Origin of the sequence: Mycobacterium europaeum, assembly GCF_002102155.1 — a bacterium.
Classification (GTDB): domain Bacteria; phylum Actinomycetota; class Actinomycetes; order Mycobacteriales; family Mycobacteriaceae; genus Mycobacterium; species Mycobacterium europaeum.
This window is the reverse complement of record NZ_LQOU01000003.1, coordinates 24,263-47,247: the sequence shown is the minus strand read 5'-3', so window position 1 is coordinate 47,247 and position 22,985 is coordinate 24,263. Positions and strand designations below refer to the sequence as shown.

Below are 22,985 nucleotides of genomic sequence, written 5' to 3'. Positions count from 1 at the left end.
ATCAGCGTAGCGAGTACCGTCAAGGGTCGTGACACATTCTCAGCGCCGGGACCACCTGAAGGCGCAAATCGGGGCCGTTGGACTGGACGCGATGCTGGTCAGCGACCTGCACAACGTGCGTTACCTGTCCGGTTTCACCGGATCCAACGGCGCGTTGCTGGTGTTCGCCGACGATCGCGACCCGGTGCTGGCCACCGACGGCCGATATCGCACCCAGGCCGCCGAGCAGGCGCCGGGGCTCGAGATCGCCATCGAGCGGGCCCTCGGGCGGCATCTGGTCGGCCGGGCCGCCGAGGGCGGCGTGGCGAGGCTGGGCTTCGAAAGCAACGTGGTGACCGTCGACGCCTTCGACGTCCTGACCGGCGAGCTCGGCGAACGCAACGCGGACACCGAGCTGGTGCGGGCCGCGGGAACCGTCGAGGCGCTGCGCGAGGTCAAGGACGACGGCGAGGTGGCGCTGCTGCGACTGGCCTGCGAGGCGGCCGACGCCGCGCTCGCGGAGCTGGTGGAGCGCGGGGGCCTGCGGCCCGGGCGAACCGAGCGCGAGGTGAGCCGGGAGCTGGAGGCCCTCATGCTCGACCACGGCGCCGATGCGATCTCGTTCGAGACCATCGTGGCCGCCGGCGCGAATTCGGCGATCCCGCATCACCGCCCCACCGACGCGCCGCTGGCGGCGGGCGACTTCGTCAAGATCGACTTCGGCGCGCTGGTGGCCGGCTATCACTCCGACATGACCCGCACCTTCGTGCTCGGCAAGCCGGCCGATTGGCAACTGGAGATCTATCAGCTGGTCGCCGATGCGCAGCGGGCCGGCCGGGAGGCGCTGCGGCCGGGTGCGAGCCTGCGCGATGTCGACGGCGCCGCGCGGCAGATGATCGTCGACGCGGGTTACGGCGAGCAGTTCGGCCACGGGCTGGGGCACGGGGTGGGGTTGCAGATCCACGAGGCGCCGGGAATCGGGGCCACCTCCACCGGCACCCTGCTGGCGGGTTCGGTGGTGACCGTCGAGCCGGGCGTCTACCTCCCCGGTCGCGGCGGCGTGCGCATCGAGGACACGCTGGTCGTGCCCGACGAAGCGGGCGCAACGCGCGGGCAGGCACCGGAACTGCTGACCAGGTTCCCCAAGGGGCTTGCCGTTCTCGACTAGGCAAACTGGGCATTTGGCGGACCGGCGTCCGGGGGTAGAGTCGGGGGGCGTGAGCGGGGTGGAGCCAATCGAACGTGGTTGGGCGCGCCTGCGGGACTTCCGGTGGGACATCCACGCCCAGCCCTTACGGGAGATGCGGCTCGAGATCGACATCGTGTATTTCACCGTCCCCGTGCCGTTCACCGGCGGTCGAGGCCTGAGCGTTCCCTTCTTGACGATGATCAAGCGGATGCCCCCTTCGGCCACCAAGCCGGACGAGGCCGGCCCGTAGCGCGTGCGGCGGGCTTCCCGCCGGTCCCGGGCCACCCGACCCGCGGGTCCCGGCCGCGACGCGACTTAGACTGACGGACACATTGCAGACAGCCGGAGAACGGCTGTTCATTCCCTAGGAGAGACACCGAACCGTGGCAAGCACCGCCGATTTCAAGAACGGACTGGTGCTGGTGATCGACGGCCAGCTGTGGCAGATCGTCGAGTTCCAGCACGTCAAACCCGGCAAGGGGCCGGCCTTCGTGCGCACCAAGCTGAAAAATGTGCTGTCGGGCAAGGTCGTCGACAAGACCTACAACGCCGGCGTGAAGGTGGAGACCGCCACCGTCGACCGGCGCGACACCACCTATCTCTACCGCGACGGCTCGGACTTCGTGTTCATGGACAGTCAGGACTACGAGCAGCATCCGCTGCCGGAGTCGCTGGTCGGCGACGCCGCCCGGTTCCTGCTGGAGGGCCTGCCGGTGCAGGTGGCGTTCCACAACGGTGCGCCGCTCTACATCGAACTGCCGGTGTCGGTCGAGATGGAGGTCACCCACACCGAGCCGGGCCTGCAGGGTGACCGGTCCAGCGCCGGCACCAAACCCGCCACCGTGGAGACCGGGGCCGAAATCCAGGTGCCGCTGTTCATCAACACCGGCGACAAGCTGAAGGTGGATACGCGCGACGGCAGCTACCTGGGACGCGTCAACGCGTGAGCAGGCCCGTCAGGGGACGCCACCAGGCCCGCAAGCGCGCCGTCGACCTGCTGTTCGAGGCCGAGGCCCGCGGACTGGGCGCGGCCGAGGTGGTCGACGTGCGGGCCGCGCTGGCCGAGACCAACCCCGACGTGGCGCCGCTGCAGCCCTACACGGTCGCGGCCGCCCGGGGGGTCGGCGAGCACGCCGCCCACATCGACGACCTGATCAGCTCGCACCTGCAGGGCTGGACGCTGGACCGGCTGCCCGCCGTCGATCGCGCGATCCTGCGAGTCGCCGTGTGGGAGCTGCTCTACGCCGACGACGTCCCGGAGCCGGTCGCCGTGGACGAGGCCGTGCAGCTGGCCAAGGAGCTGTCCACCGACGACTCGCCCGGCTTCGTCAACGGCGTGCTGGGCCAGGTCATGCTGGTGACGCCGCAGATCCGGGCCGCCGCCGCGGCGGTCCGGTCCGCGCCCGCCGCCGGGCCGGAGAACGAGGGCCCCGACGGGTGACCCGGCTGGAGCTGCGCGTCGTCGTCGCGGGATTGTTGGCCGCGACGGTGGTGCTGGGCGCCGTCGTGTGCGCCGCCTTCGGCTGGACGATCGTCGCGTCCGCGCTGTCCATCTACGCGCTCGGTGTGGGCGCCTGGCTCTATCACTGCGTCGAGCGCCTGATCGTGGCGCGGCGCATCAGCACCGTCCGCTCGGCCGCCAGGCCACTGCAGCCGCTGCTGCCGGTGATGGCCGCGCTCATGGGTCTGACCCAGTCGGTGGTCAGGTCCCTGACCGACGTCACCGAGCTGCCGGCCCGGCGCTGGGATCTGCCGGTGCTGCGCTGGGTGGACGGCACCCGGGCGAATCGGCGCGTCGTGGACGCCGACGACGAGCTGGACGGCTGAGGAGCGCTCACGCGAAACGAGCACGCGGGAGCCGCGGCGGGGTGAGAATACAAGTCGCACAGAAGAACAGGTGAGGTCATGACTCGATACACCACCCAGCCGCGACGACTCCGCGTCTCCGCGCTGGCGGCGGTGGCCAACCCGTCCTACGCCCGCGTCGACACCTGGAACCTGCTCGACGATGCGTGCCGCCACCTCGCCGAGGTCGACCTGGCCGGCCTCGACAAGACCCACGACGTGGCCCGGGTGAAACGCCTGATGGACCGCATCGCCGCCTACGAGCGGTACTGGCTGTACCCCGGGGCGCAGAACCTGGCGGTCTTCCGTGCGCACCTCGAGAGCCTGTCCACGGTGCGGCTCACCGAAGAGGTGTCCATGGCCGTGCGGCTGTTGAGTGAATACGGCGACCGCGCAGGCCTTTTCGACACCTCCGCGCCGCTGGCCGATCAGGAGCTGGTGGCCCAGGCCAAACAGCAGCAGTTCTACACCGTGTTGCTCGCCGACGACGCGCCCGCGACGGCCCCCGACTGCCTGGCCGAATGCCTGCGGACCCTGCGCAACCCGTCCGACGACGTGCAGTTCGAGATCCTGGTGGTGCCCAGCGTCGAAGACGCCATCACCGCGGTCGCGCTGAACGGGGAGATCCAGGCCGCGATCATCCGCGATGACCTGCCCCTGCGGTCCCGCGACCGGCTGCCGCTGATGAACACGCTGCTGGGGCCGAACGAGGACGCGGGCGACGTCATCCCCGACCGCGCCAACGACTGGGTGGAGTGCGGCGAGTGGATCCGCGAGCTGCGGCCCCACATCGACCTGTACCTGCTGACCGACGAGTCGATCGCGGCGGGCGACGACACCGAGCCCGACGTCTACGACCGGACGTTCTACCGGCTCAACGACGTCACCGACCTGCACAGCACGGTGCTCGCCGGGCTGCGGAACCGTTACAGCACACCGTTTTTCGATGCGCTGCGGGCGTATGCGGCGGCACCGGTGGGCCAATTCCACGCGCTGCCCGTCGCGCGCGGCGCCAGCATCTTCAACTCGAAGTCGTTGCAGGACATGGGGGAGTTCTACGGCCGCAACATCTTCATGGCCGAGACGTCGACCACGTCCGGCGGCCTGGACTCGCTGCTCGACCCGCACGGCAACATCAAGAAGGCGATGGACAAGGCCGCGCACACCTGGAACTCCGACCACTCGTATTTCGTCACCAACGGGACCTCCACCGCCAACAAGATCGTCGTGCAGTCCCTGACCCGCCCGGGCGACATCGTGCTGATCGACCGCAATTGCCACAAGTCGCACCACTACGGGCTGGTGCTCGCCGGCGCGTACCCGCTGTATCTGGACGCGTATCCGTTGCCGCAGTTCGCGATCTACGGGGCGGTGTCGCTGCGCACGATCAAGCAGACACTGCTGGACCTGGACGCGGCCGGCCAGCTGGACCGGGTGCGCATGCTGCTGCTGACCAACTGCACCTTCGACGGCGTGGTGTACAACCCGCTGCAGGTCATGCAGGAGGTGCTGGCGATCAAGCCGGACATCTGCTTCCTGTGGGACGAGGCGTGGTACGCGTTCGCCACGGCCGTGCCGTGGGCCCGGCAGCGCACGGCGATGGTGGCGGCCGAGCGCCTCGAGCAGATGCTGGCATCGCCGGAATACGCCGCGCAGTACCGGGATTGGGCGGCCGAAATGGAACGGGTGCAAAAAGAGGGGGACCGGTCGGAGTGGGTCGACCGCCGGCTGTTGCCCGACCCCGCCCGCGCGCGGGTCCGCGTGTACGCGACGCATTCGACGCACAAGTCGCTGTCCGCGCTTCGGCAGGCGTCCATGATCCACGTCCGCGACCAGGACTTCAACGCCCTGACCCGCGACGCGTTCGGTGAGGCGTTCCTGACCCACACCTCGACCTCACCGAACCAGCAACTGCTGGCGTCGCTGGACTTGGCCCGCCGGCAGGTCGACATCGAGGGTTTTCAGCTGGTCCGGCAGACCTACGACATGGCGCTGGTCTTCCGCCATCGGGTGCGTCGAGACCGGTTGATCAGCAAGTGGTTTCGCATCCTCGACGAGTCGGATCTGGTGCCCGAGGAGTTCCGGGCGTCGTCGGTGAGTTCCTACCGCGAGGTCCGCCAGGGCGCGCTGGCCGAGTGGAACGAGGCGTGGCGGTCCGATCAGTTCGTGCTGGACGCGACGCGGGTGACCCTGTTCGTCGGCAAGACGGGGATGAACGGCTACGACTTCCGCGAGAAGATCCTGATGGAGCGATTCGGCATCCAGATCAACAAGACGTCGATCAACAGCGTGCTGCTGATCTTCACCATCGGTGTCACGTGGTCGAGCGTGCATTATCTGCTCGATGTCTTGCGCAGGGTGGCAACCGATTTCGACCGTGCCGAAAGCGCGGCCAGCGTCGCCGACCGGGCGCTGCACCAGCGGCATGTCGAGGAGATCACCCAGGACCTGCCGCACCTTCCCGACTTCAGCGAGTTCGACGTCGCCTTCCGGCCGGTCGACGCGTGCATCTTCGGCGACATGCGGTCGGCCTTCTACGCCGGATACGAGGAGTCCGACCGCGAGCATGTCCTGATCGGCATGGCGGGGCGGCGGTTGGCCGAAGGCAAGACGCTGGTGTCCACCACGTTCGTGGTGCCCTACCCGCCCGGCTTTCCGGTGCTGGTCCCCGGTCAGGTGGTGTCCAAGGAGATCATCTACTTCCTGGCCCAGCTCGACGTCAAAGAGATCCACGGCTACAACCCCGACCTGGGGCTCTCGGTGTTCACCGAGGCGGCGCTGGCGCGGATGGAGGCGCAGCGCAGCGCGGCGACGGCCGCGGTCGGTTCGGCGTTCCCGGCCTTCGAGCTGCCCTCGGACGCCTCGGGACTCAACGGCGCGCTCAACGGCAACAGTGCCGCGCAAGCCGTCAGCGAAGACGCCTGAGCCTAATGCCCCGGTTGGGCCGAGACTTGTGGTTGCGGCCGGCCGAGTTCGCCCCGCCGGATCCCTCGCTGGATCTCGTCGCTGCGGGCGGTGCTGCCGGCTCGAGCCGTCTCCGGACAGCTGCAGCTGAGGGTGTTGAAAGGGCTCGGGTCGGCGCCGGCCGGCGCCGCCCCCACCAGCCCGGAGCCCAGGACGATGGCGAGATAGGCCAGCATTCGTGTGGTCGCGCGGTTGTTGCGGCGCGCAAGGCGTGCAGTACCTGACATGACGAGGTCAGCCTAGGAGGGGGTCGCTGAGAGGCCGCTGAGAAGCGCGCTGAGCTCGGTGTTTCCCGGGGGGCGGCCCTGCAGAATCGGAGGTATGCAGCTGCCTCGCCTCCCGCACTGGGGCATCCCCGCCCGCTCGGCCGCGGTGTCGGCGGCCGTCGTGCTCTGCGCGCTCGCCATCGCCGGCGCGGGACTGGACGCGTTCCTGTATCGGTCCCTGCTGACGGGCGTCGATTACGCCTCCGCCGAGAGAGTGCGCGACCTGAAAAAGGCGCTGCAGTCCGATCCGCCGGCCGGCCTCGACAGCTCGCTGTTGACCACCGACCAACGCGTGGTCGCCGTTCAAGTGATCGCCCCGGACGGTCAGGTGGTGAAGCGGTCACGCTCGGCGCCCACCACGCCGCTCGTTCCGGTCGGCGAGTTCGGCTTCGAGCTGCGTCGCGGATTGTCCGACGACGCGGTGGCCGGTGACGACATGCGCGTCAGCGGTCAACGGGTCGCGACCCCGTCCGGCGACTACACGGTGCTGGTGGGGGGCGGTAGCCGCGCGGTCGAGGCCACCGCGCGGACCGTCGCCCTGCTGCTGGCGTGCGGCGCGCCGGTCGTCATCGCCGGGGCCGCGGCCGCGACGTTCTGGCTGGTTCGCCGGTCGCTGCGATCCGTGGACGCGATCCGCGCGCACGTGGCCGAAATCTCGGCATCGGATCTGGCCGAACGGGTTCCGGTGCCGGAGGGCCGCGACGAGATCGCCGCGCTGGCGGTCACCATGAACCAGATGCTGTCCCGCATCGAAGCCGGCCACCGTGCGCAACAACGCTTTGTCGGCGACGCGTCACATGAGCTGCGCAGCCCGCTGGCCACCATCATCTCCGGACTGGAGGTCGCCGAGGCCCATCCCGATCTGCTGGACGCGGAGCTGGCGGTCCACACCCTGCTGCCCGAGGCGCAACGCATGCGGACGCTGGTCGAAGATCTGCTGCTGCTGGCCCGGGCCGACGAACAGAGCCTGCTGCGGCGCAAGGAAGAACTGGCTCTCGATGACGTCGCCGCCGTCGAGGCCGCCCGCGCGCGCCGCGAGGCGGACTGCGCAATCGACACCGACCTGTGCCCGGTGCGTTGCACCGGCGACCCGGTGGCCCTCTCGCGGATGATCCGCAACCTCGTGGAAAACGCCGTCCGCCATGCCACGTCGCGGGTTGTCCTCGGGGTCGGCAGCCGCGACGGCACGGCGATCATCACCGTCGGCGACGACGGCCCCGGAATCGCTCCGGGCGACCGGACCCGGGTGTTCGAACGCTTCGTGCGGCTGGATTCCGACCGTGCCCGCAGCGGCGGGGGAGCCGGCCTTGGCCTGGCGATCGTCGCCGAGGTGGCCGCCGCTCACGGCGGCACGGTCACCATCGACGACCGGGAGGGGGGCGGGACCCGGGTGATCGTGTCCCTGCCGCACCGCGACCCTCAGCACAACAGTCGGTAGCCGACGCCGCGGATCGTTTCGATGGTGTTGGTGCCGAACGGCAGATCGATCTTGCGACGCAGATATCCCACGTAAACCTCGACCACGTTGTCGGGGCCGTAGTAGTGCGCATCCCACACGTTGCGCAGGATTTCGGCCTTGGTCACCACCATGTCCTTGTTGCGCATCAGGAATTCGAGCACCCCGAACTCCCTGGGCGTCAACATGATCGGAGTGGAGTCGCGTCGGACGGTGTGGCGCGCGGGGTCCAGCACCAGCGATCCGGCGGTCAGCACCGCCGGTCGCTCCGGCACGCCGCGACGCACCAGCGCACGCAGTCGCGCCACAAGCACCCGAAACGAGAACGGCTTGGTCAGGTAGTCGTCGGCGCCCAGCTCGAACGCGTCTGTCTCGTCGTACTCGCCGTCCTTGGCGGTCAGCATGAGCACCGGTGTCCACACGTTGCGCGCCCGCATCCGGCGCAGCACCTCGTATCCGCTCTGGCCGGGGAGCATGATGTCGAGGACCACCACGTCGAAGCTGTTCTCGATGGCCTCCCGCAGGCCGTCGACGCCGGTGCCGACGTTCACCACGACGAACCCCTCGGCCTGCAGGCCCCGGGCGAGGGTCGCCGACAGCCGCGCTTCGTCCTCGACGAGAAGTACCCTCATGTCGTCACGCTTCGTGGTGGGCCGCGCCGGGGTGGCGCCCCGGACGCTGGGGGAGGACGACGAGCAGGGCCACGATGATCGCGGCGATCACCGCCGACGCCAGCGGGCGGCTCAGGGCCAGGCCGCCGTCGGCGACCGGCTTGTCGATGAAGTCGCCCACCGTCGCGCCCAACGGACGGGTCAAGATGAACGCGACCCAGAACAGCACCACCCGCGAGACCGACGTCCAGTAGTAGAGCGCCACGACCGCGGCCAGGCCGGCCGCGAACACCAGCGCGCCGCGCTCGTAACCGAAGTCGCGGGTGTCGGCGAGCCAATCGCCGAGCGCGGTGCCCAGGGTCTGCGAGAAAGTGATTGTCGCCCAATAGAACGCCTCCACTTTCGGCGTGGAGACGGTGGTGACCGACACGGTGCCCTGCGACCAGCGCCACAGGCCCAGGGTGGCCAGCAGGCACGCCAACAGCAGCAGCGACCCGCCGGTGTAGCCGATGCCCAGCGAACGGTCGGCGAAGTCGGCCAGCGTCGTGCCGAACGTCGTCGAGGCCACGATCGTCGCCCAGTACAGCGCCGCGTGGAAGCGCTTGGCGAAGATCTGCGCGGCAACCAGCACGACCAGCGCGACGCCGAACAGCGCGACCCCCGCCGCGTAGCCCCAGTTCAGTGTCATCGTGACGGTGTCGCCGCCCGTCTCGCCCAGCGTGGTGGCGAAGACCTTGATGATCCAGAAGCCCAGGGTGACCGCGGGCACCTTGGTCAGCGCCTGCCGCGAAACGTCGGTCATCCCCAGTCAACTTCCGGTGTCGTCGTTGGTGCTTTTCCAGGGTAGCCGCGCTGAGAAAACGCTGAGTGCGCGCATGAGGGAGCGCTGTGTTCGCGCTGTGAATCACGGAGTCGCATAGCGACTCGGCTGTTTCGCTAATCCCAAGGCGCAGAACGGATTCCGCTGATGAACCGCTTGGGCCGGGGCGTCAACTCTGAGTATCGGTTATCAATCGCCTTAGGATCCAATACGTTACGGTGCTCGCGGCGACAACCGCCCGGGCGAACGTCGTGTCACCATGGATTTCATGTCTCGGGAAGCCGGCAGCGTCGGTCGACTCGGCGCGGGGGCGCGGTGGTCGGTCATGGTCGTCTCCCTGGGGGTGGCGGCGACGTCGTTCCTCTTCATCAATGGCGTCGCGTTCCTGATCCCGTCGCTGCAGGCGGGCCGCGGCATCCCGTTGGCCGAGGCCGGCCTGGTGTCGTCCATGCCGAGTTGGGGCATGGTGGTGACGCTGGTGCTGTGGGGCTGGGTGTTGGACCGCGTCGGTGAGCGGGTCGTGCTGACGGTCGGTTCGGCGCTCACGGCGGCGGCGGCCTGTGCGGCGGCGTCGGCCCACTCGATGCTGGCCGTCAGCGTCTTCTTGGTCCTCGGCGGGATGGCGGCGGCCAGCTGCAACACCGCCGGCGGGCGGCTGGTGTCCGCGTGGTTCCCGTCGCACCAGCGGGGCCTGGCGATGGGCATTCGTCAGACCGCGCAGCCATTGGGCATCGCCCTGGGCGCGTTGGTGATACCGGAGCTGGCCGAGCGCGGCCCACGTTCGGGTCTGATGTTCCTCGCGCTCATGTGCACGGTGGCCGCGGTCGCCAGCGCGCTGGGGATCGTCGATCCGCCCCGGAAATCGCGCAAGGCGGCCACCGACGCCGAACTGGCCAGCCCCTATCGAGGGTCGTCCGTACTGTGGCGACTTCACGCGGTGAGCGCGCTGCTGATGATGCCGCAGACGGTGACCGTGACGTTCATGCTCGTGTGGCTGATCAATCGGCAGGGCTGGTCGCTGGCCGCCGCCGGCGGCCTGGTGATGGTGTGTCAGCTGCTGGGGGCGGCGGGCCGTGTCGCGGTCGGGCGCTGGTCGGATCGCGTCGGCTCGCGGATGCGGCCCCTCCGCGCCGTAGCCGCCGCCGCCGCGCTGAGCCTGTTCCTGCTGGCCTTCACCGACGGCGCCGGTTCACGCTTCGACGTGGTGCTCATGGTCGTCATCTCGGTGATCGCGGTGCTCGACAACGGGCTCGAGGCCACGGCGATCACCGAGTTCGCCGGGCCGTTCTGGAGCGGTCGCGCGTTGGGCCTGCAGAACACCGCGCAACGGCTGATGGCCGCCGCCGGGCCGCCCCTCTTCGGTGCGCTGATCGCGGCCGCCGCGTACCCGCCGGCGTGGGCGCTGTGCGCGTTGTTCCCGCTGGCGGCCGTGCCGCTGGTGCCCTCCTCCGCACGGAACCCGGGCGCGCCGGACGGTGCCGGGTCACCGGGAGCCGGGCGTGACCGCGAGGTGATCGGCGTTTCGTGATCGCGCGCAGGGCGCCGGACCCGGCCCGGTGGCCGGCGATCCGGGTGCGCTCGATCAGCGCAGGATCCTGGCGTACAGCAGGCTGTCCTGCGGCTCGGAGCCGACGTTGGGGTAGACGGCGTGGCGGGCCAGTCGTCCCTCCAGCACGAAACCGGCGCGCTCCAGCAGCCTGGCCGAGCGCTCGTTGTCGACGCTGCAGGTGGCCCACACCCGATACACCGCCCGGTCGCTGTCGAGCGTGGCCAGCAGCATGTCGAGCACGTCGGCCATCAAACCCTTCCCCCACCACCGACGGCTCAGGCAGTAACCGATCTCGACCGAGTGCGGCGCCGCCCGCCGGCAGCTGGCCAGCCCGACGACCTCGCCGCTGTGCCGCAACTCGATCACCCAGGTCCGCTCGTCGGGGGTGGCGTTGAGCTTCTCGGTGATCACCCGCCGCGTCGCCGCGACGTCGGGATGCGGCGCCCACATCAGATACTTGGTGACCTCGGGGTCGCGGGCGACGCGCTGAAACAGGGCGCCCGCGTCGTCGAGCACGGGCCGGCGCAGCACCAGCCGGGGCCCGGTGATCCGGTCGGGTGGGTAATCGGCCACGGTGCTAGAGGCCGAGCGCCTGATACGTGCGGCGAACGAATTTCGGTTGTACCGATTGGAGTTTCGCCAGCGAGGTGTTGCCGGCGACGGCCGCGGCCACGTCGGCGGACATGTCGGGCAGGTTCTGCACCAGATAGAGCAGAACCAGGTCGGCGGTCGGGTCGGCCTGCCACCACGTCCCGTAGGCGCCGGGCCAGCTGAAGGTCCCGACGCCGCCCGGGCCGAACAGCGGCGCGCTCCGGGCCGGATCGGTCACCACCGACAGGTTCAGCCCGAAGCCGCGGCCCACCCAGTACGGCGCCCCCAGGAAGTTGTGGCGTTTCTGTTCGTCGGTCAGCCGGTCGGTTCGCATCAGGCGGGCGGACTCGGCTGACAACACCTGCACACCGTCGATTGTTCCTTCACCGAGCAGCATCCGCACGAACCGCAGGTAGTCGTCGGCGGTCGACCACAGGCCCCCGCCCGCGTTGGGGAAGGAGGGCGGCTTGATGTGCGGCGGACCCATCACGTCGTGGTGCAGTTGGCCCCGCTCGTCGAGCCGATACATGGTCGCGGCGCGGCGCCGCGCCTCGGGGGAGACGAAGAACCCGCTGTCACGCATGCCGACCGGGCCGAGCACCCGCTCGTCGAGAACCTGGTGGAACGGCTTGCCCTCGATGCGCGACGCGATGACGCCCAGCAGGTCGATCGAATGGCTGTAGGTGAGCCGGTCGCCCGGCTGATGCACCAGCGGCAGTTTGGCCAGCCCGGCCAGCCAGGCGTCCGGGCCCTGATTGAACGGCAGCCGCATGTAGGCCTTGGCGATCGGCCCGGACACCGAGAAGCTGTAGGCCAGGCCGCTGGTGTGGGTGAGCAGGTCCTCGATCAGGATGGCGCGCCGGGCCGGATGCGTCCGGTCCAGCGGGCCGTGCGGCTCGTCGAGCACCCGCAGATCGGCCAGCTCGGGGACCCAGCGCACGATGGGGTCTTTCAGCGTCAGCTTGTCCTCGTCGACCAGGCTCATCACCGCGGCGACGGTGACCGGCTTGGTCATCGAGGCGATCCGGAACAGCGTGTCCCGCTGCATCGGCAGGCCGGCGTCCACATCGCGATGGCCGATTTCGTTGACCTGCAGCACTTCTCCGCGCTGCCAGACCATCGTGACCGCGCCGGCGAGCATGCCGGCGTCGCACACTTCGCGGATGGAGGCCGCGTTGGCGTCGAGATTCACCCGAATCACGTTAGCGTCGGGCCCGGGGCGCACCGACGTCACACTAGGACTCTCGCCCCTCCAGCGCCTGGTTCACCGTGGGATAGAGGTCGATGACCTCGTCGAGGCCCACGATGTGCAGCGGCCGGCTGGTGGCCGAGCCGTCGGCGGCCACCCGCAGCGACGTCGGGCTGTCCTGGGTCAGGCGATGCACCTCGACCAGCACGGTGATGCCCGCCGAGGACAGGAAATCCACCTCGGTGAGGTCGATGACGAGCACGGCCGGCGTACCGGACAGGGCGACGTCGATGTGCGTGGCGAGCGAGGGCGCGGTGATGATGTCCACGACGCCGCTGACCTCCAGGATCACCGCCTCACCGGCGTCGCGGCGGTTGACCCAAAACTCCTCGCTCATGACGATCCGAACCGTATCGCCTTCTCAACACGGCCGGTTAACCGGCCCGTCACCCGCCGGTCGCGGCGGCCGGCGGAGTCAGGGGCCCGCGACGTGGGGATCGGTGCACCGGGGCCGAAATTTCATGACGGTTTCGGTTGGGCAAAGGTACGGCAGCTTACCCGCGGGGCGCGGGCCGACATCCCCGGTCCGGTTCTAGTGTTGGCTGCTATGGCTGGACTGAAGAATCACGTGAAGCGCTGGCACACAGCGCTTCACGTAGCGGCCTCGGCGTCGGCGGTTGCCCTCGTCGGGCTGGCGGTCGCCCCCGCGGCTCATGCGGCCGCGGCCACGGCGACGTTGACGGTCGAACATACCTGGCAGACCGGCTTCATCGCCCGCTTCACCGTCACCAACCCGAACATGGTGCCGCTACCCGATTGGAAGCTCGAATTCGACATGCCGGCCGGACAGTCCGTCGTGCACAGCTGGAACAGCACCGTCACCCAATCCGGCACGCACTTTGTGGTCACCCCGGCGAATTGGAACCGCGTCATCGCGCCCGGGGGTTCGGCCACGGGTGGCTTCCGGGGCGTGCTGAGCGGTACCTATTCGCCACCGTCGAATTGCGTGCTCAACGGGCAGTATCGCTGCGCCTAGCGGCGACCGCGCTGGGCGCGGACGTACCAGAACGCCATCTCGACCTGTGCGCCGTCCACCTCCCGGCGCATCGTGGCGGGCTCCAGTGCCTCGATGTCCCACCCCGTGCCGCCCAGGACGTCGCGCAGCGTCTGCTCGGAGACCGCGGGCCGGGGCCAGCGCTCGTCGGTGGCGTTCGCGTCGGAGAAGCAGCTGATCAACAGCGTGGCGCCCGGCCTGGTCGCGCGGTGCACCGCGGCGGCGTAGCTGCGCTTGCCCTCGTCGTCGAGGCAGTGGAACATGCCGCTGTCGATGACGGTGTCGAACGCGCCGGTGTAGCCCGCCAGCTCGGTGGAGTCGGCGACCGCGAACGTGATGTCCACGCCGGCGTCGGCGGCCCGGCGCCCGGCGGTGATCAGCGCGGTGGGGGAGATGTCCAGGCCGGTCACCTCGAACCCGTTCTGCGCCAGGTAGATGGCGTTGTCGCCGAGCCCGCAGCCGATGTCGAGGACGTCACCGTGGACCCAGCCCCCGCCATGCCACGCGATGACATTGTCCTTGGGCGCCTTGGTGTCCCACGGCGGTGTCGTCATCGGCGGGATGCCTTCGCCGGGGCTCTCGCCGCGGTAGAGCGCGTCGAAGTCCATTCGCTGCAGTCCGGAGAAGCCTGAGCCGGTCATGTCCGCCAGGGTAGTGCCGCGTCCGCCCAAGCCGGGACGCGTGGGACGCGTGTGGCGCGCCGGGTGATCCCGCGCGGTGGCGGTCGTGCCTCGCGCCGCCCTCCGGCGAAGAAGTGCTACGCTGCCGGGCAGTCGACATCCTTTAACGATCCGTCCGGCGAGGCGGAGAAGGAGGTCAGGGTTTCGCATGGGTGCAACGGGTGACACCGGCACCGGCCGCGAGTTGATGTCGGCGGCCGACGTGAGTCGCACCATTTCCCGTATCGCGCATCAGATCATCGAAAAGACCGCGCTGGACGGCCCCGACGCGCCGCGGGTGGTGCTGCTGGGCATCCCGACCCGCGGCGTGATCCTCGCCGAGCGGCTGGCCACCAACATCGCCGAATACAGCGGAGTCGACGTCGGACACGGCGCCCTCGACATCACCCTGTATCGCGACGACCTGATGCAGAAGCCGCCGCGACCGCTGGAGGTCACCTCGATCCCGGCCGGCGGCATCGACGACGCGCTGGTGATCCTCATCGACGACGTGCTGTATTCCGGGCGTTCGGTCCGCTCGGCGCTGGACGCCCTGCGCGACGTGGGCCGCCCGCGGGTGGTGCAGTTGGCGGTGCTGGTCGACCGCGGCCACCGCGAACTGCCGCTGCGCGCCGACTACGTCGGCAAGAACGTGCCCACCTCCCGCACCGAGAGCGTGCACGTGCTGCTGAGCGAGCAGGACGGGCGCGACGCGGTGGTGATCTCGCGATGACGCGTCACCTGCTGGCCGCCGGCGATCTCAGCCGCGACGAGGCCACCGCCATCCTCGACGACGCGGACCGGTTCGCCGAGGCGCTGGTGGGCCGCGAGGTCAAGAAGCTGCCGACCCTGCGCGGGCGCACCGTGATCACGATGTTCTACGAGAACTCCACCCGCACCCGGGTGTCGTTCGAGGTGGCCGGCAAGTGGATGAGCGCCGACGTGATCAACGTCAGCGCCGCCGGATCCTCGGTGGGCAAGGGCGAATCGCTGCGCGACACCGCGTTGACGCTGCGCGCGGCCGGCGCCGACGCGCTGATCATCCGGCATCCGGCCTCCGGCGCGGCCCATCTGTTGGCCGACTGGACGTGCGCCGACAACGATTCCGGCCCCTCGGTGATCAACGCCGGCGACGGCACGCACGAGCACCCGACGCAGGCGCTGCTGGACGCCCTGACCATCCGCCAGCGCCTCGGCGGGATCGAGGGCCGGCGCGTCGTGATCGTCGGCGACATCCTGCACAGCCGGGTCGCCCGCTCCAATGTCATGCTGCTGAACACCCTGGGCGCGGAGGTGGTGCTGGTCGCGCCCCCGACGCTGTTGCCCGCCGGGGTCGACGGCTGGCCGGTCACCGTCTCCGGCGACTTCGACGCCGAGCTGCCCGCCGCCGACGCGGTGCTGATGCTGCGGGTGCAGGCCGAGCGGATGAACGGCGGTTTCTTCCCGTCGGTGCGCGAATACTCCTCCCGCTTCGGGCTTTCCGATCGCCGCCAGGCCATGCTGCCCGGCCACGCCGTGGTGCTGCACCCCGGTCCGATGCTGCGCGGCATGGAGATCGCGTCGTCGGTGGCCGACTCGTCGCAATCGGCTGTGCTGCAACAGGTTGCCAACGGTGTGCACGTGCGGATGGCGGTGCTGTTCCACGTGCTGGTGGGCGCGGAATCCGCCGGGAAAGAGGGGGCGGCGTGAGCGTGCTGATCCGCGGGGTCCGGTTGTACGGCGAGGGCGACCGGGTCGACGTGCTGGTCGATGACGGCCAGATCGCCGGCATCGGGCCCACGATCGCGATTCCCGACACGGCCGAGGTCATCGACGCCACCGGGCAGGTGCTGCTGCCCGGCTTCGTCGACCTGCACACCCACCTGCGCGAGCCCGGCCGCGAATACGCCGAGGACATCGAAACCGGCTCGGCCGCAGCGGCGTTGGGCGGGTACACCGCCGTGTTCGCGATGGCCAACACCAACCCGGTCGCCGACAGCCCGGTGGTCACCGACCACGTCTGGCACCGCGGCCAGCAGGTCGGCCTGGTCGACGTCCACCCCGTCGGCGCCGTCACCGTCGGGTTGGCCGGTACCGAGCTCACCGAGATGGGCATGATGGCGGCCGGCGCCGCGCAGGTCCGGATGTTCTCCGACGACGGCAGCTGCGTGCACGACCCGCTGGTGATGCGCCGCGCGCTCGAATACGCCACGGGCCTGGGGGTGCTGATCGCCCAGCACGCCGAGGAACCACGGCTGACCGTCGGCGCGGTCGCCCACGAGGGACCCGCCGCCGCCCGGCTCGGCCTCGCGGGATGGCCGCGGGCCGCCGAGGAGTCGATCGTCGCGCGGGACGCGCTGCTGGCCCGCGATGCGGGCGCCCGCGTCCACATCTGCCACGCCTCCACCGCGGGCACCGTCGAGCTGTTGAAATGGGCTAAGGGACAAGGGATCTCGATCACCGCCGAGGTCACCCCGCACCACCTGCTGCTCGACGACAGCAGGCTCGCCGGCTACGACGGCCGCAATCGCGTCAACCCGCCGCTGCGCGAGGCCGCCGACGCGGTCGCGTTGCGCCAGGCCCTGGCCGACGGCGTGATCGACTGTGTGGCCACCGACCACGCCCCGCACGCCGAGCACGAGAAGTGCGTGGAGTTCGCCGCGGCGCGTCCCGGCATGCTGGGCCTGCAGACCGCACTGTCGGTGGTGGTGCGGACCATGGTGGAGCCCGGGCTGCTGACGTGGCGGGGCGTCGCCCGCGTGATGAGCGAAAACCCGGCGCGCATCGTCGGGCTGCCCGACCAGGGCCGCCCGCTGGAGGTGGGTGAGCCGGCCAACCTGACGGTGGTGGACCCCGACGCCGCCTGGACCGTCGCCGGGTCCGAGCTGGCCAGCCGGTCGGCCAACACGCCCTTCGAGTCGATGGCGCTGCCCGCCACCGTGACGGCCACCCTGCTGCGCGGGAAGGTCACCGCTCGAGACGGGAAGTGCCCGGCATGAATTCCGGCACGCTGGTGGGGTCGCTCATCTTCGCGGCCGTGCTGGTGGTGGTGATCGCGGTGGTGATCCAGCTGATGATGCGCAGCTGGCGGCGGCGCTCGCAACGGCAGTCCGAACTGATCGGCCGGCTGCCCGACGCGCCCGACCAGGTGGGCGCGGCGACGACCACCACCCAAGGCCACTATTGCGGTTCGATGATGGCCCCGGGCTGGAGCGAGCGGATCGCCGTCGGCGATCTGGGTTACCGCAGCAAAGCGGTGCTGACCCGCTATGCGAGCGGAATCATGGTGGAACGCCTACGCGCCCAACCGCTTTGGATTCCACGCGATTCGATCATTCACATCCGCATGGAGCGCGGCATGGGAGGCCGGCCCGCGGCCCGGATCGGGATTCTGGCGATTCGGTGGCGGCTGCCGTCGGGAGTCGAGATCGACACCGGCTTCCGGGCCAACCACCGTGATGACTACACCGAGTGGCTGAAAGAGGAAGCAGCGTGACCGACAAGGCCCTACTGGTACTCGAGGACGGGCGGGTCTTCACCGGCACGCCGTTCGGCCAGATCGGCCAAACCCTCGGTGAGGCCGTGTTTTCCACCGGCATGTCCGGCTACCAGGAGACGCTGACCGACCCCAGTTATCACCGGCAGATCGTGGTGGCCACCGCGCCGCAGATCGGCAACACCGGCTGGAACACCGAGGACGCCGAAAGCCGCGGCGACAAGATCTGGGTCGCCGGTTACGCGGTGCGTGACCCGTCGCCGCGGGCGTCGAACTGGCGCGCCACCGGCACGCTGGAGGACGAACTGGTGCGCCAGCACATCGTCGGGATCGCCGGCATCGACACCCGGGCGGTGGTGCGCCACCTGCGCACCCGCGGCTCGATGAAGGCCGGGGTCTTCTCCGGCGAGGCGCTCGCCGAGCCGGCCGAGCTGGTGGAGCGGGTTCGGGGGCAGCAGTCGATGCTGGGTGCCGACCTCGCAGGCGAGGTCAGCACCCCGGAGCCCTACATCGTGGAAGCCGAAGGCCAACAACGGTTTACCGTGGTTGCGCTGGACCTGGGCATCAAGACCAACACCCCGCGCAACTTCGCCCGCCGGGGCGTCCGCAGCCATGTGCTCCCGTCGTCGACGAGCTTCGACCAGATCACCGACATCGCACCCGACGGCGTGTTCCTGTCCAACGGCCCCGGTGACCCCGCCACCGCCGACGACGTCGTCGCGCTCACCCGCGAGGTGCTGGGCGCCGGAATCCCGTTGTTCGGCATCTGTTTCGGCAACCAGATCCTGGGCCGCGCATTGGGGCTGTCCACCTACAAGATGGTCTTCGGCCACCGCGGGATCAACATCCCCGTCATGGACCACGCCACCGGGCGGGTGGCGGTGACCGCGCAGAACCACGGCTTCGCGCTGGAAGGCGAGGCGGGCCAATCCTTCGACACACCGTTCGGGCCGGCCGTCGTCAGCCACACCTGCGCCAACGACGGGGTGGTCGAGGGCGTCAAACTCGCCGACGGGCGGGCGTTCTCGGTGCAGTACCACCCGGAGGCCGCCGCCGGCCCGCACGACGCGGAATACCTGTTCGACCAATTCATCGAGCTGATGGCCGCCCAACTAAGCGAAAGGGGGCGCTAGTGCCGCGGCGCAGTGACCTCAAGCACGTGCTGGTGATCGGCTCGGGACCGATCGTCATCGGCCAGGCGGCCGAATTCGACTACTCCGGCACCCAGGCCTGCCGGGTGCTGCGGGCGGAGGGCCTGCAGGTCAGCCTGATCAACTCCAACCCGGCCACCATCATGACCGACCCGGAGTACGCCGACCACACCTACGTCGAACCCATCACCCCGGCCTTCGTCGAGCGGGTGATCGCCCAGCAGGCCGAGCGCGGCAACAAGATCGACGCGCTACTGGCCACGCTGGGCGGACAGACCGCGCTCAACACCGCGGTCGCGCTGCACGAGAACGGGGCGCTGGAACGCCACGGTGTCGAGCTGATCGGGGCGGACATCGACGCCATCCAGCGCGGCGAGGACCGGCAGATGTTCAAGGACATCGTCGCCAAGGTCGGCGGCGAATCCGCGCGCAGCCGGGTGTGTTTCACCATGGAAGAGGTTCGCGAGACGGTCGAGGAACTCGGGCTCCCGGTGGTGGTGCGGCCCAGCTTCACGATGGGCGGGCTGGGGTCGGGCATGGCGCGATCCGTCGAGGAGGTCGACCGGATGGCCGGCGCCGGCCTGGCCGAAAGTCCCAGCGCCAACGTGCTGATCGAGGAATCGATCTATGGCTGGAAGGAATTCGAGCTCGAGCTGATGCGCGACGGCAACGACAACGTGGTCGTGGTGTGCTCGATCGAGAACGTCGACCCGATGGGCGTGCACACCGGCGACTCGGTCACCGTCGCTCCGGCCATGACGCTGACCGACCGGGAATACCAGCGGATGCGCGACCTGGGCATCGCGATCCTGCGCGAGGTCGGGGTGGACACCGGCGGCTGCAACATCCAGTTCGCGATCAACCCGGTCGACGGCCGGCTCATCGTCATCGAGATGAACCCCCGGGTGTCGAGGTCCAGCGCGCTGGCCTCCAAGGCCACCGGCTTCCCGATCGCCAAGATCGCCGCCAAGCTGGCCATCGGGTACAGCCTCGACGAGATCGTCAACGACATCACCAAGGAAACGCCGGCCTGCTTCGAACCCACCCTCGACTACGTCGTGGTCAAGGCGCCGCGGTTCGCGTTCGAGAAGTTCCCCGGCGCCGACCCCACCCTGACCACCACGATGAAGTCCGTCGGCGAGGCGATGTCGTTGGGCCGCAACTTCATCGAGGCACTCGGCAAGGTGATGCGGTCGTTGGAGACCACCCGCGCAGGCTTCTGGACCAAGCCGGACCCGGACGGGGACGCCGACGAGGTGCTGGACCGGCTGCGCACCCCGACCGAGGGCAGGCTCTACGACATCGAACTGGCGCTGCGGCTGGGCGCCTCGGTCGAGCAGGTCGCCGAGGCCAGCGGCGTCGACCCGTGGTTCGTCGCCCAGATCGGCGAGCTGGGCACGCTGCGCGCCGAGTTGGTCGACGCCCCGGTGCTGGACACCGACCTGCTGCGGCGGGCCAAGCACAGCGGGCTGTCGGATCGCCAGATCGCCGCGCTGCGGCCCGAATTGGCGGGGGAGAACGGGGTGCGCTCGCTGCGCGAGCGCCTCGGCATCCACCCGGTGTACAAGACGGTGGACACCTGCGCGGCCGAGTTCGAGGCCAAGACGCCTTACCACTACAGCAGCTACGAGCTCGACCCGGCGGCCGAGACGGAGGTGGCCCCGCAGGCCGAGCGGCCCAAGGTGTTGATCCTCGGGTCGGGGCCGAACCGCATCGGGCAGGGCATCGAGTTCGACTACAGCTGTGTGCACGCCGCAACGACATTGAGCCAGGCCGGCTTTGAGACCGTGATGATCAACTGCAACCCCGAGACGGTGTCCACCGACTACGACACCGCCGACCGGCTGTACTTCGAGCCGCTGACGTTCGAAGACGTCCTGGAGGTGTTCCACGCCGAACAGCAGTCGGCGGGGGACGGGCCCGGGGTGGTCGGCGTCATCGTGCAGCTGGGCGGGCAGACGCCGCTCGGGCTGGCGCAGCGCCTGTCCGACGCGGGGGTCCCGATCGTGGGCACCCCGCCGGAGGCGATCGATCTGGCCGAGGACCGCGGCGCGTTCGGTGACCTGCTGACCGGCGCCGGGTTGCCGGCACCGAAATACGGCATGGCAACCACTTTCGCGCAGGCCCGCCGGATCGCCGAGGACATCGGCTACCCGGTGCTGGTGCGGCCGTCGTACGTGCTGGGCGGGCGCGGGATGGAGATCGTCTACGACGAGGAGACGCTGGAGGGCTACATCACCCGCGCCACCGAGCTCTCGCCCGAGCACCCGGTGCTGGTGGACCGCTTCCTCGAGGACGCGGTGGAGATCGACGTGGACGCGCTGTGCGACGGCACCGAGGTCTACATCGGCGGCATCATGGAGCACATCGAGGAGGCCGGCATCCACTCCGGCGACTCGGCGTGCGCGCTGCCGCCGGTCACGCTGGGTCGCAGCGACATCGAGAAGGTGCGCCGCGCGACCGAGGCGATCGCACACGGCATCGGCGTGATCGGCCTGCTCAACGTGCAGTACGCGCTGAAGGACGACGTGCTCTACGTCCTCGAGGCCAACCCGAGGGCCAGCCGCACAGTGCCGTTCGTCTCCAAAGCCACCGCGGTTCCGCTCGCCAAGGCGTGCGCCCGGATCATGTTGGGCGCCAACATTGCCCAGCTCCGTGACGAGGGAATGCTGGCGGCCACCGGGGATGGCGCCCACGCGGCCCAGAACGCCCCGATCGCGGTCAAGGAGGCCGTGTTGCCGTTCCACCGCTTCCGCCGCGCCGACGGGGCCGCGATCGATTCGCTGCTGGGCCCGGAGATGAAGTCGACCGGCGAGGTGATGGGCATCGACCGCGACTTCGGCACCGCGTTCGCCAAGAGCCAGACCGCGGCCTACGGGTCGCTGCCGGCGCAGGGCACGGTATTCGTCTCGGTCGCCAACCGGGACAAGCGGTCGCTGGTGTTCCCCGTCAAGCGCCTGGCCGACCTGGGCTTCCGCGTGCTGGCCACCGAGGGTACCGCGGAGACGTTGCGCCGCAACGGGATTCCCTGCGACGAGGTCCGCAAACACTTCGAGCCGCCGCAGCCGGGCCGCCCGGCCGTGTCCGCCGTCGACGCGATCAAGGCCGGTGAGGTGGACATGGTGATCAACACGCCCTACGGCAACTCCGGCCCGCGCATCGACGGCTACGAGATCCGTTCGGCCGCAGTGTCGGTCAACATTCCCTGCGTCACGACCGTGCAGGGCGCGTCCGCCGCCATCCAGGGCATCGAGGCGGGCATCCGCGGCGACATCGGCGTCCGGTCCCTGCAAGAGCTGCACAGCCTGATGGGACAGGGTGCCACGCCCGGCGAAGGCGCCCGGTGACGGGCTTCGGCGTCCGGCTGGCCGAGGCCAAGGGGCGACGCGGTCCGCTGTGTGTGGGCATCGACCCGCACCCCGAGCTGCTGCGCGCCTGGGATCTGCCGGTCAGCGCCGAGGGGCTGGCCGCGTTCTGCGACATCTGCGTCGAGGCCTTCTCCGGGTTCGCCGTCGTCAAGCCCCAGGTGGCGTTCTTCGAGCCCTATGGCGCCGCCGGGTTCGCCGTGCTGGAACGCACCATCGCGGCGCTGCGCTCGGTCGGGGTCCTGGTGCTGGCCGACGCCAAGCGCGGCGACATCGGCACGACGATGGCGGCCTACGCCGCCGCCTGGGCGGGTGACTCGCCGCTGGCCGCCGACGCCGTGACCGCCTCGCCGTACCTCGGGTTCGGTTCGCTGCGACCGCTGCTGGAGGCCGCCGCCGCGCACAATCGCGGCGTGTTCGTGCTGGCCGCCACCTCCAACCCCGAGGGCGCGACCGTGCAGCGCGCCGTGTTCGACGGCCGCACGGTGGCCCAGCTGGTCGTCGACCAGGCGGCGGTGGTGAACAAGTCCGCCACGCCGACCGGTCCCGGCTACGTCGGCGTGGTCGTGGGCGCGACCGTCCTGCAGGCCCCCAACCTGAGCGCGCTGGGCGGACCGGTGCTGGTGCCGGGCCTGGGGGTGCAGGGGGGACGGCCCGAGACTCTCGCCGGGCTGGGTGGGGCGGATCCCGGCCAGCTGCTGCCCGCGGTGGCCCGCGAGGTGCTGCGCGCCGGGCCGGGGGTGGCCGAGCTGCGGGCGGCCGGCGAGCGGATGCGGGACGCCGTCGCCTACCTGGCCGCGCCGTAGGCGCGTCGCGGGTGAA

Annotated in this window: 23 protein-coding genes; 16 read left to right on the top strand and 7 right to left on the bottom strand. The window is 70.0% G+C overall.

Going from position 1 to position 22,985, the window contains the following annotated elements; all coding sequences use genetic code 11:
- Positions 1-28 precede the first annotated feature (28 nt).
- The 6 genes from AWC03_RS01395 to AWC03_RS01370 all read left to right on the top strand — a co-directional run bounded on the left by AWC03_RS01395 (position 29) and on the right by AWC03_RS01370 (position 5,938).
- Entirely contained in the window at positions 29-1,147 is a 1,119-nt protein-coding gene (locus tag AWC03_RS01395; protein ID WP_085238742.1) for a M24 family metallopeptidase, read from the top strand.
- A gap of 49 nt (positions 1,148-1,196) precedes the next feature.
- Positions 1,197-1,418, top strand: a complete 222-nt coding sequence (locus tag AWC03_RS01390) for a hypothetical protein (RefSeq protein ID WP_085238741.1) — start codon at positions 1,197-1,199, stop codon at positions 1,416-1,418.
- Positions 1,419-1,551: 133 nt separating this feature from the next.
- Positions 1,552-2,115, top strand: coding sequence for an elongation factor P (gene efp, locus AWC03_RS01385; RefSeq protein WP_007171952.1), 564 nt, complete (start codon positions 1,552-1,554; stop codon positions 2,113-2,115).
- Positions 2,112-2,609, top strand: coding sequence for a transcription antitermination factor NusB (gene nusB, locus AWC03_RS01380; protein WP_085238740.1), 498 nt, complete (start codon positions 2,112-2,114; stop codon positions 2,607-2,609). The genes efp and nusB overlap by 4 nt, the downstream gene beginning before the upstream one ends.
- Positions 2,606-2,995, top strand: coding sequence for an antitermination protein NusB (locus AWC03_RS01375; protein WP_085238739.1), 390 nt, complete (start codon positions 2,606-2,608; stop codon positions 2,993-2,995). Before nusB ends, AWC03_RS01375 begins: the two co-directional genes overlap by 4 nt.
- 78 nt (positions 2,996-3,073) lie before the next feature.
- The gene (locus AWC03_RS01370; protein WP_085238738.1) at positions 3,074-5,938 is read left to right on the top strand and encodes an aminotransferase class I/II-fold pyridoxal phosphate-dependent enzyme; all 2,865 of its coding nucleotides are present in this window, start codon (positions 3,074-3,076) and stop codon (positions 5,936-5,938) included.
- Positions 5,939-5,940: 2 nt separating this feature from the next.
- Here the strand turns inward: AWC03_RS01370 and AWC03_RS01365 are convergent, their stop codons facing one another.
- Positions 5,941-6,204, bottom strand: a complete 264-nt coding sequence (locus AWC03_RS01365) for a hypothetical protein (RefSeq protein ID WP_085238737.1) — start codon at positions 6,202-6,204, stop codon at positions 5,941-5,943.
- Positions 6,205-6,262: 58 nt separating this feature from the next.
- Between AWC03_RS01365 and AWC03_RS01360 the strand changes: the two genes are divergently transcribed.
- Positions 6,263-7,681, top strand: coding sequence for a sensor histidine kinase (locus AWC03_RS01360; RefSeq protein ID WP_085238736.1), 1,419 nt, complete (start codon positions 6,263-6,265; stop codon positions 7,679-7,681).
- Here the strand turns inward: AWC03_RS01360 and AWC03_RS01355 are convergent.
- Positions 7,663-8,331, bottom strand: a complete 669-nt coding sequence (locus AWC03_RS01355) for a response regulator transcription factor (RefSeq protein WP_085238735.1) — start codon at positions 8,329-8,331, stop codon at positions 7,663-7,665. The genes AWC03_RS01360 and AWC03_RS01355 overlap by 19 nt on opposite strands.
- Positions 8,332-8,335: 4 nt before the next feature.
- Entirely contained in the window at positions 8,336-9,112 is a 777-nt protein-coding gene (locus AWC03_RS01350) for a COG4705 family protein (protein WP_085238734.1), read from the bottom strand.
- Between the two features lie 286 nt (positions 9,113-9,398).
- On the opposite strand from AWC03_RS01350, the gene AWC03_RS01345 reads away from it, so the two are divergent.
- A complete protein-coding gene (locus AWC03_RS01345) occupies positions 9,399-10,658 on the top strand; it encodes an MFS transporter (protein ID WP_085238765.1) in 1,260 nt (419 codons plus the stop codon).
- Positions 10,659-10,712: 54 nt separating this feature from the next.
- Here the strand turns inward: AWC03_RS01345 and AWC03_RS01340 are convergent, their stop codons facing one another.
- Genes AWC03_RS01340 through AWC03_RS01330 form a run of 3 tightly spaced genes read right to left on the bottom strand, consistent with a single transcriptional unit; the run spans position 10,713 to position 12,856 of the window.
- Positions 10,713-11,252: a GNAT family N-acetyltransferase gene (locus tag AWC03_RS01340; protein ID WP_085238733.1), complete on the bottom strand. Its 540-nt coding sequence runs from the start codon at positions 11,250-11,252 to the stop codon at positions 10,713-10,715.
- A gap of 4 nt (positions 11,253-11,256) precedes the next feature.
- The gene (locus AWC03_RS01335) at positions 11,257-12,462 is read right to left on the bottom strand and encodes a serine hydrolase domain-containing protein (RefSeq protein ID WP_208859461.1); all 1,206 of its coding nucleotides are present in this window, start codon (positions 12,460-12,462) and stop codon (positions 11,257-11,259) included.
- Positions 12,463-12,505: 43 nt separating this feature from the next.
- Entirely contained in the window at positions 12,506-12,856 is a 351-nt protein-coding gene (locus tag AWC03_RS01330; RefSeq protein ID WP_085238732.1) for an STAS domain-containing protein, read from the bottom strand.
- A 210-nt stretch (positions 12,857-13,066) separates the two neighbouring features.
- On the opposite strand from AWC03_RS01330, the gene AWC03_RS01325 reads away from it, so the two are divergent.
- The gene (locus tag AWC03_RS01325; RefSeq protein WP_085238731.1) at positions 13,067-13,495 is read left to right on the top strand and encodes a cellulose-binding domain-containing protein; all 429 of its coding nucleotides are present in this window, start codon (positions 13,067-13,069) and stop codon (positions 13,493-13,495) included.
- Here the strand turns inward: AWC03_RS01325 and AWC03_RS01320 are convergent.
- Complete coding sequence (locus AWC03_RS01320) at positions 13,492-14,130, bottom strand: class I SAM-dependent methyltransferase (RefSeq protein ID WP_090423475.1); 639 nt, start codon at positions 14,128-14,130, stop codon at positions 13,492-13,494. The genes AWC03_RS01325 and AWC03_RS01320 overlap by 4 nt on opposite strands.
- Before the next feature lie 211 nt (positions 14,131-14,341).
- On the opposite strand from AWC03_RS01320, the gene pyrR reads away from it, so the two are divergent.
- From pyrR to pyrF, 7 genes are read left to right on the top strand one after another with little or no spacing between them, the layout of a single operon-like run.
- Entirely contained in the window at positions 14,342-14,905 is a 564-nt protein-coding gene (gene pyrR, locus AWC03_RS01315; protein ID WP_085238729.1) for a bifunctional pyr operon transcriptional regulator/uracil phosphoribosyltransferase PyrR, read from the top strand.
- The gene (locus AWC03_RS01310; RefSeq protein WP_085238728.1) at positions 14,902-15,861 is read left to right on the top strand and encodes an aspartate carbamoyltransferase catalytic subunit; all 960 of its coding nucleotides are present in this window, start codon (positions 14,902-14,904) and stop codon (positions 15,859-15,861) included. Before pyrR ends, AWC03_RS01310 begins: the two co-directional genes overlap by 4 nt.
- Positions 15,858-17,150 (top strand): dihydroorotase, encoded by a 1,293-nt coding sequence (locus tag AWC03_RS01305; protein ID WP_085238727.1) that lies wholly within the window; start codon positions 15,858-15,860, stop codon positions 17,148-17,150. The genes AWC03_RS01310 and AWC03_RS01305 overlap by 4 nt, the downstream gene beginning before the upstream one ends.
- Positions 17,147-17,647, top strand: a complete 501-nt coding sequence (locus AWC03_RS01300; protein ID WP_085238763.1) for a PH-like domain-containing protein — start codon at positions 17,147-17,149, stop codon at positions 17,645-17,647. Before AWC03_RS01305 ends, AWC03_RS01300 begins: the two co-directional genes overlap by 4 nt.
- The gene (carA, locus tag AWC03_RS01295; protein ID WP_085238726.1) at positions 17,644-18,780 is read left to right on the top strand and encodes a glutamine-hydrolyzing carbamoyl-phosphate synthase small subunit; all 1,137 of its coding nucleotides are present in this window, start codon (positions 17,644-17,646) and stop codon (positions 18,778-18,780) included. Before AWC03_RS01300 ends, carA begins: the two co-directional genes overlap by 4 nt.
- On the top strand, positions 18,780-22,145 hold the full coding sequence (gene carB, locus AWC03_RS01290; protein WP_085238725.1) for a carbamoyl-phosphate synthase large subunit: 3,366 nt from the start codon (positions 18,780-18,782) through the stop codon (positions 22,143-22,145). Before carA ends, carB begins: the two co-directional genes overlap by 1 nt.
- A complete protein-coding gene (gene pyrF / locus AWC03_RS01285) occupies positions 22,142-22,969 on the top strand; it encodes an orotidine-5'-phosphate decarboxylase (protein WP_085238724.1) in 828 nt (275 codons plus the stop codon). Before carB ends, pyrF begins: the two co-directional genes overlap by 4 nt.
- Positions 22,970-22,985 lie beyond the last annotated feature (16 nt).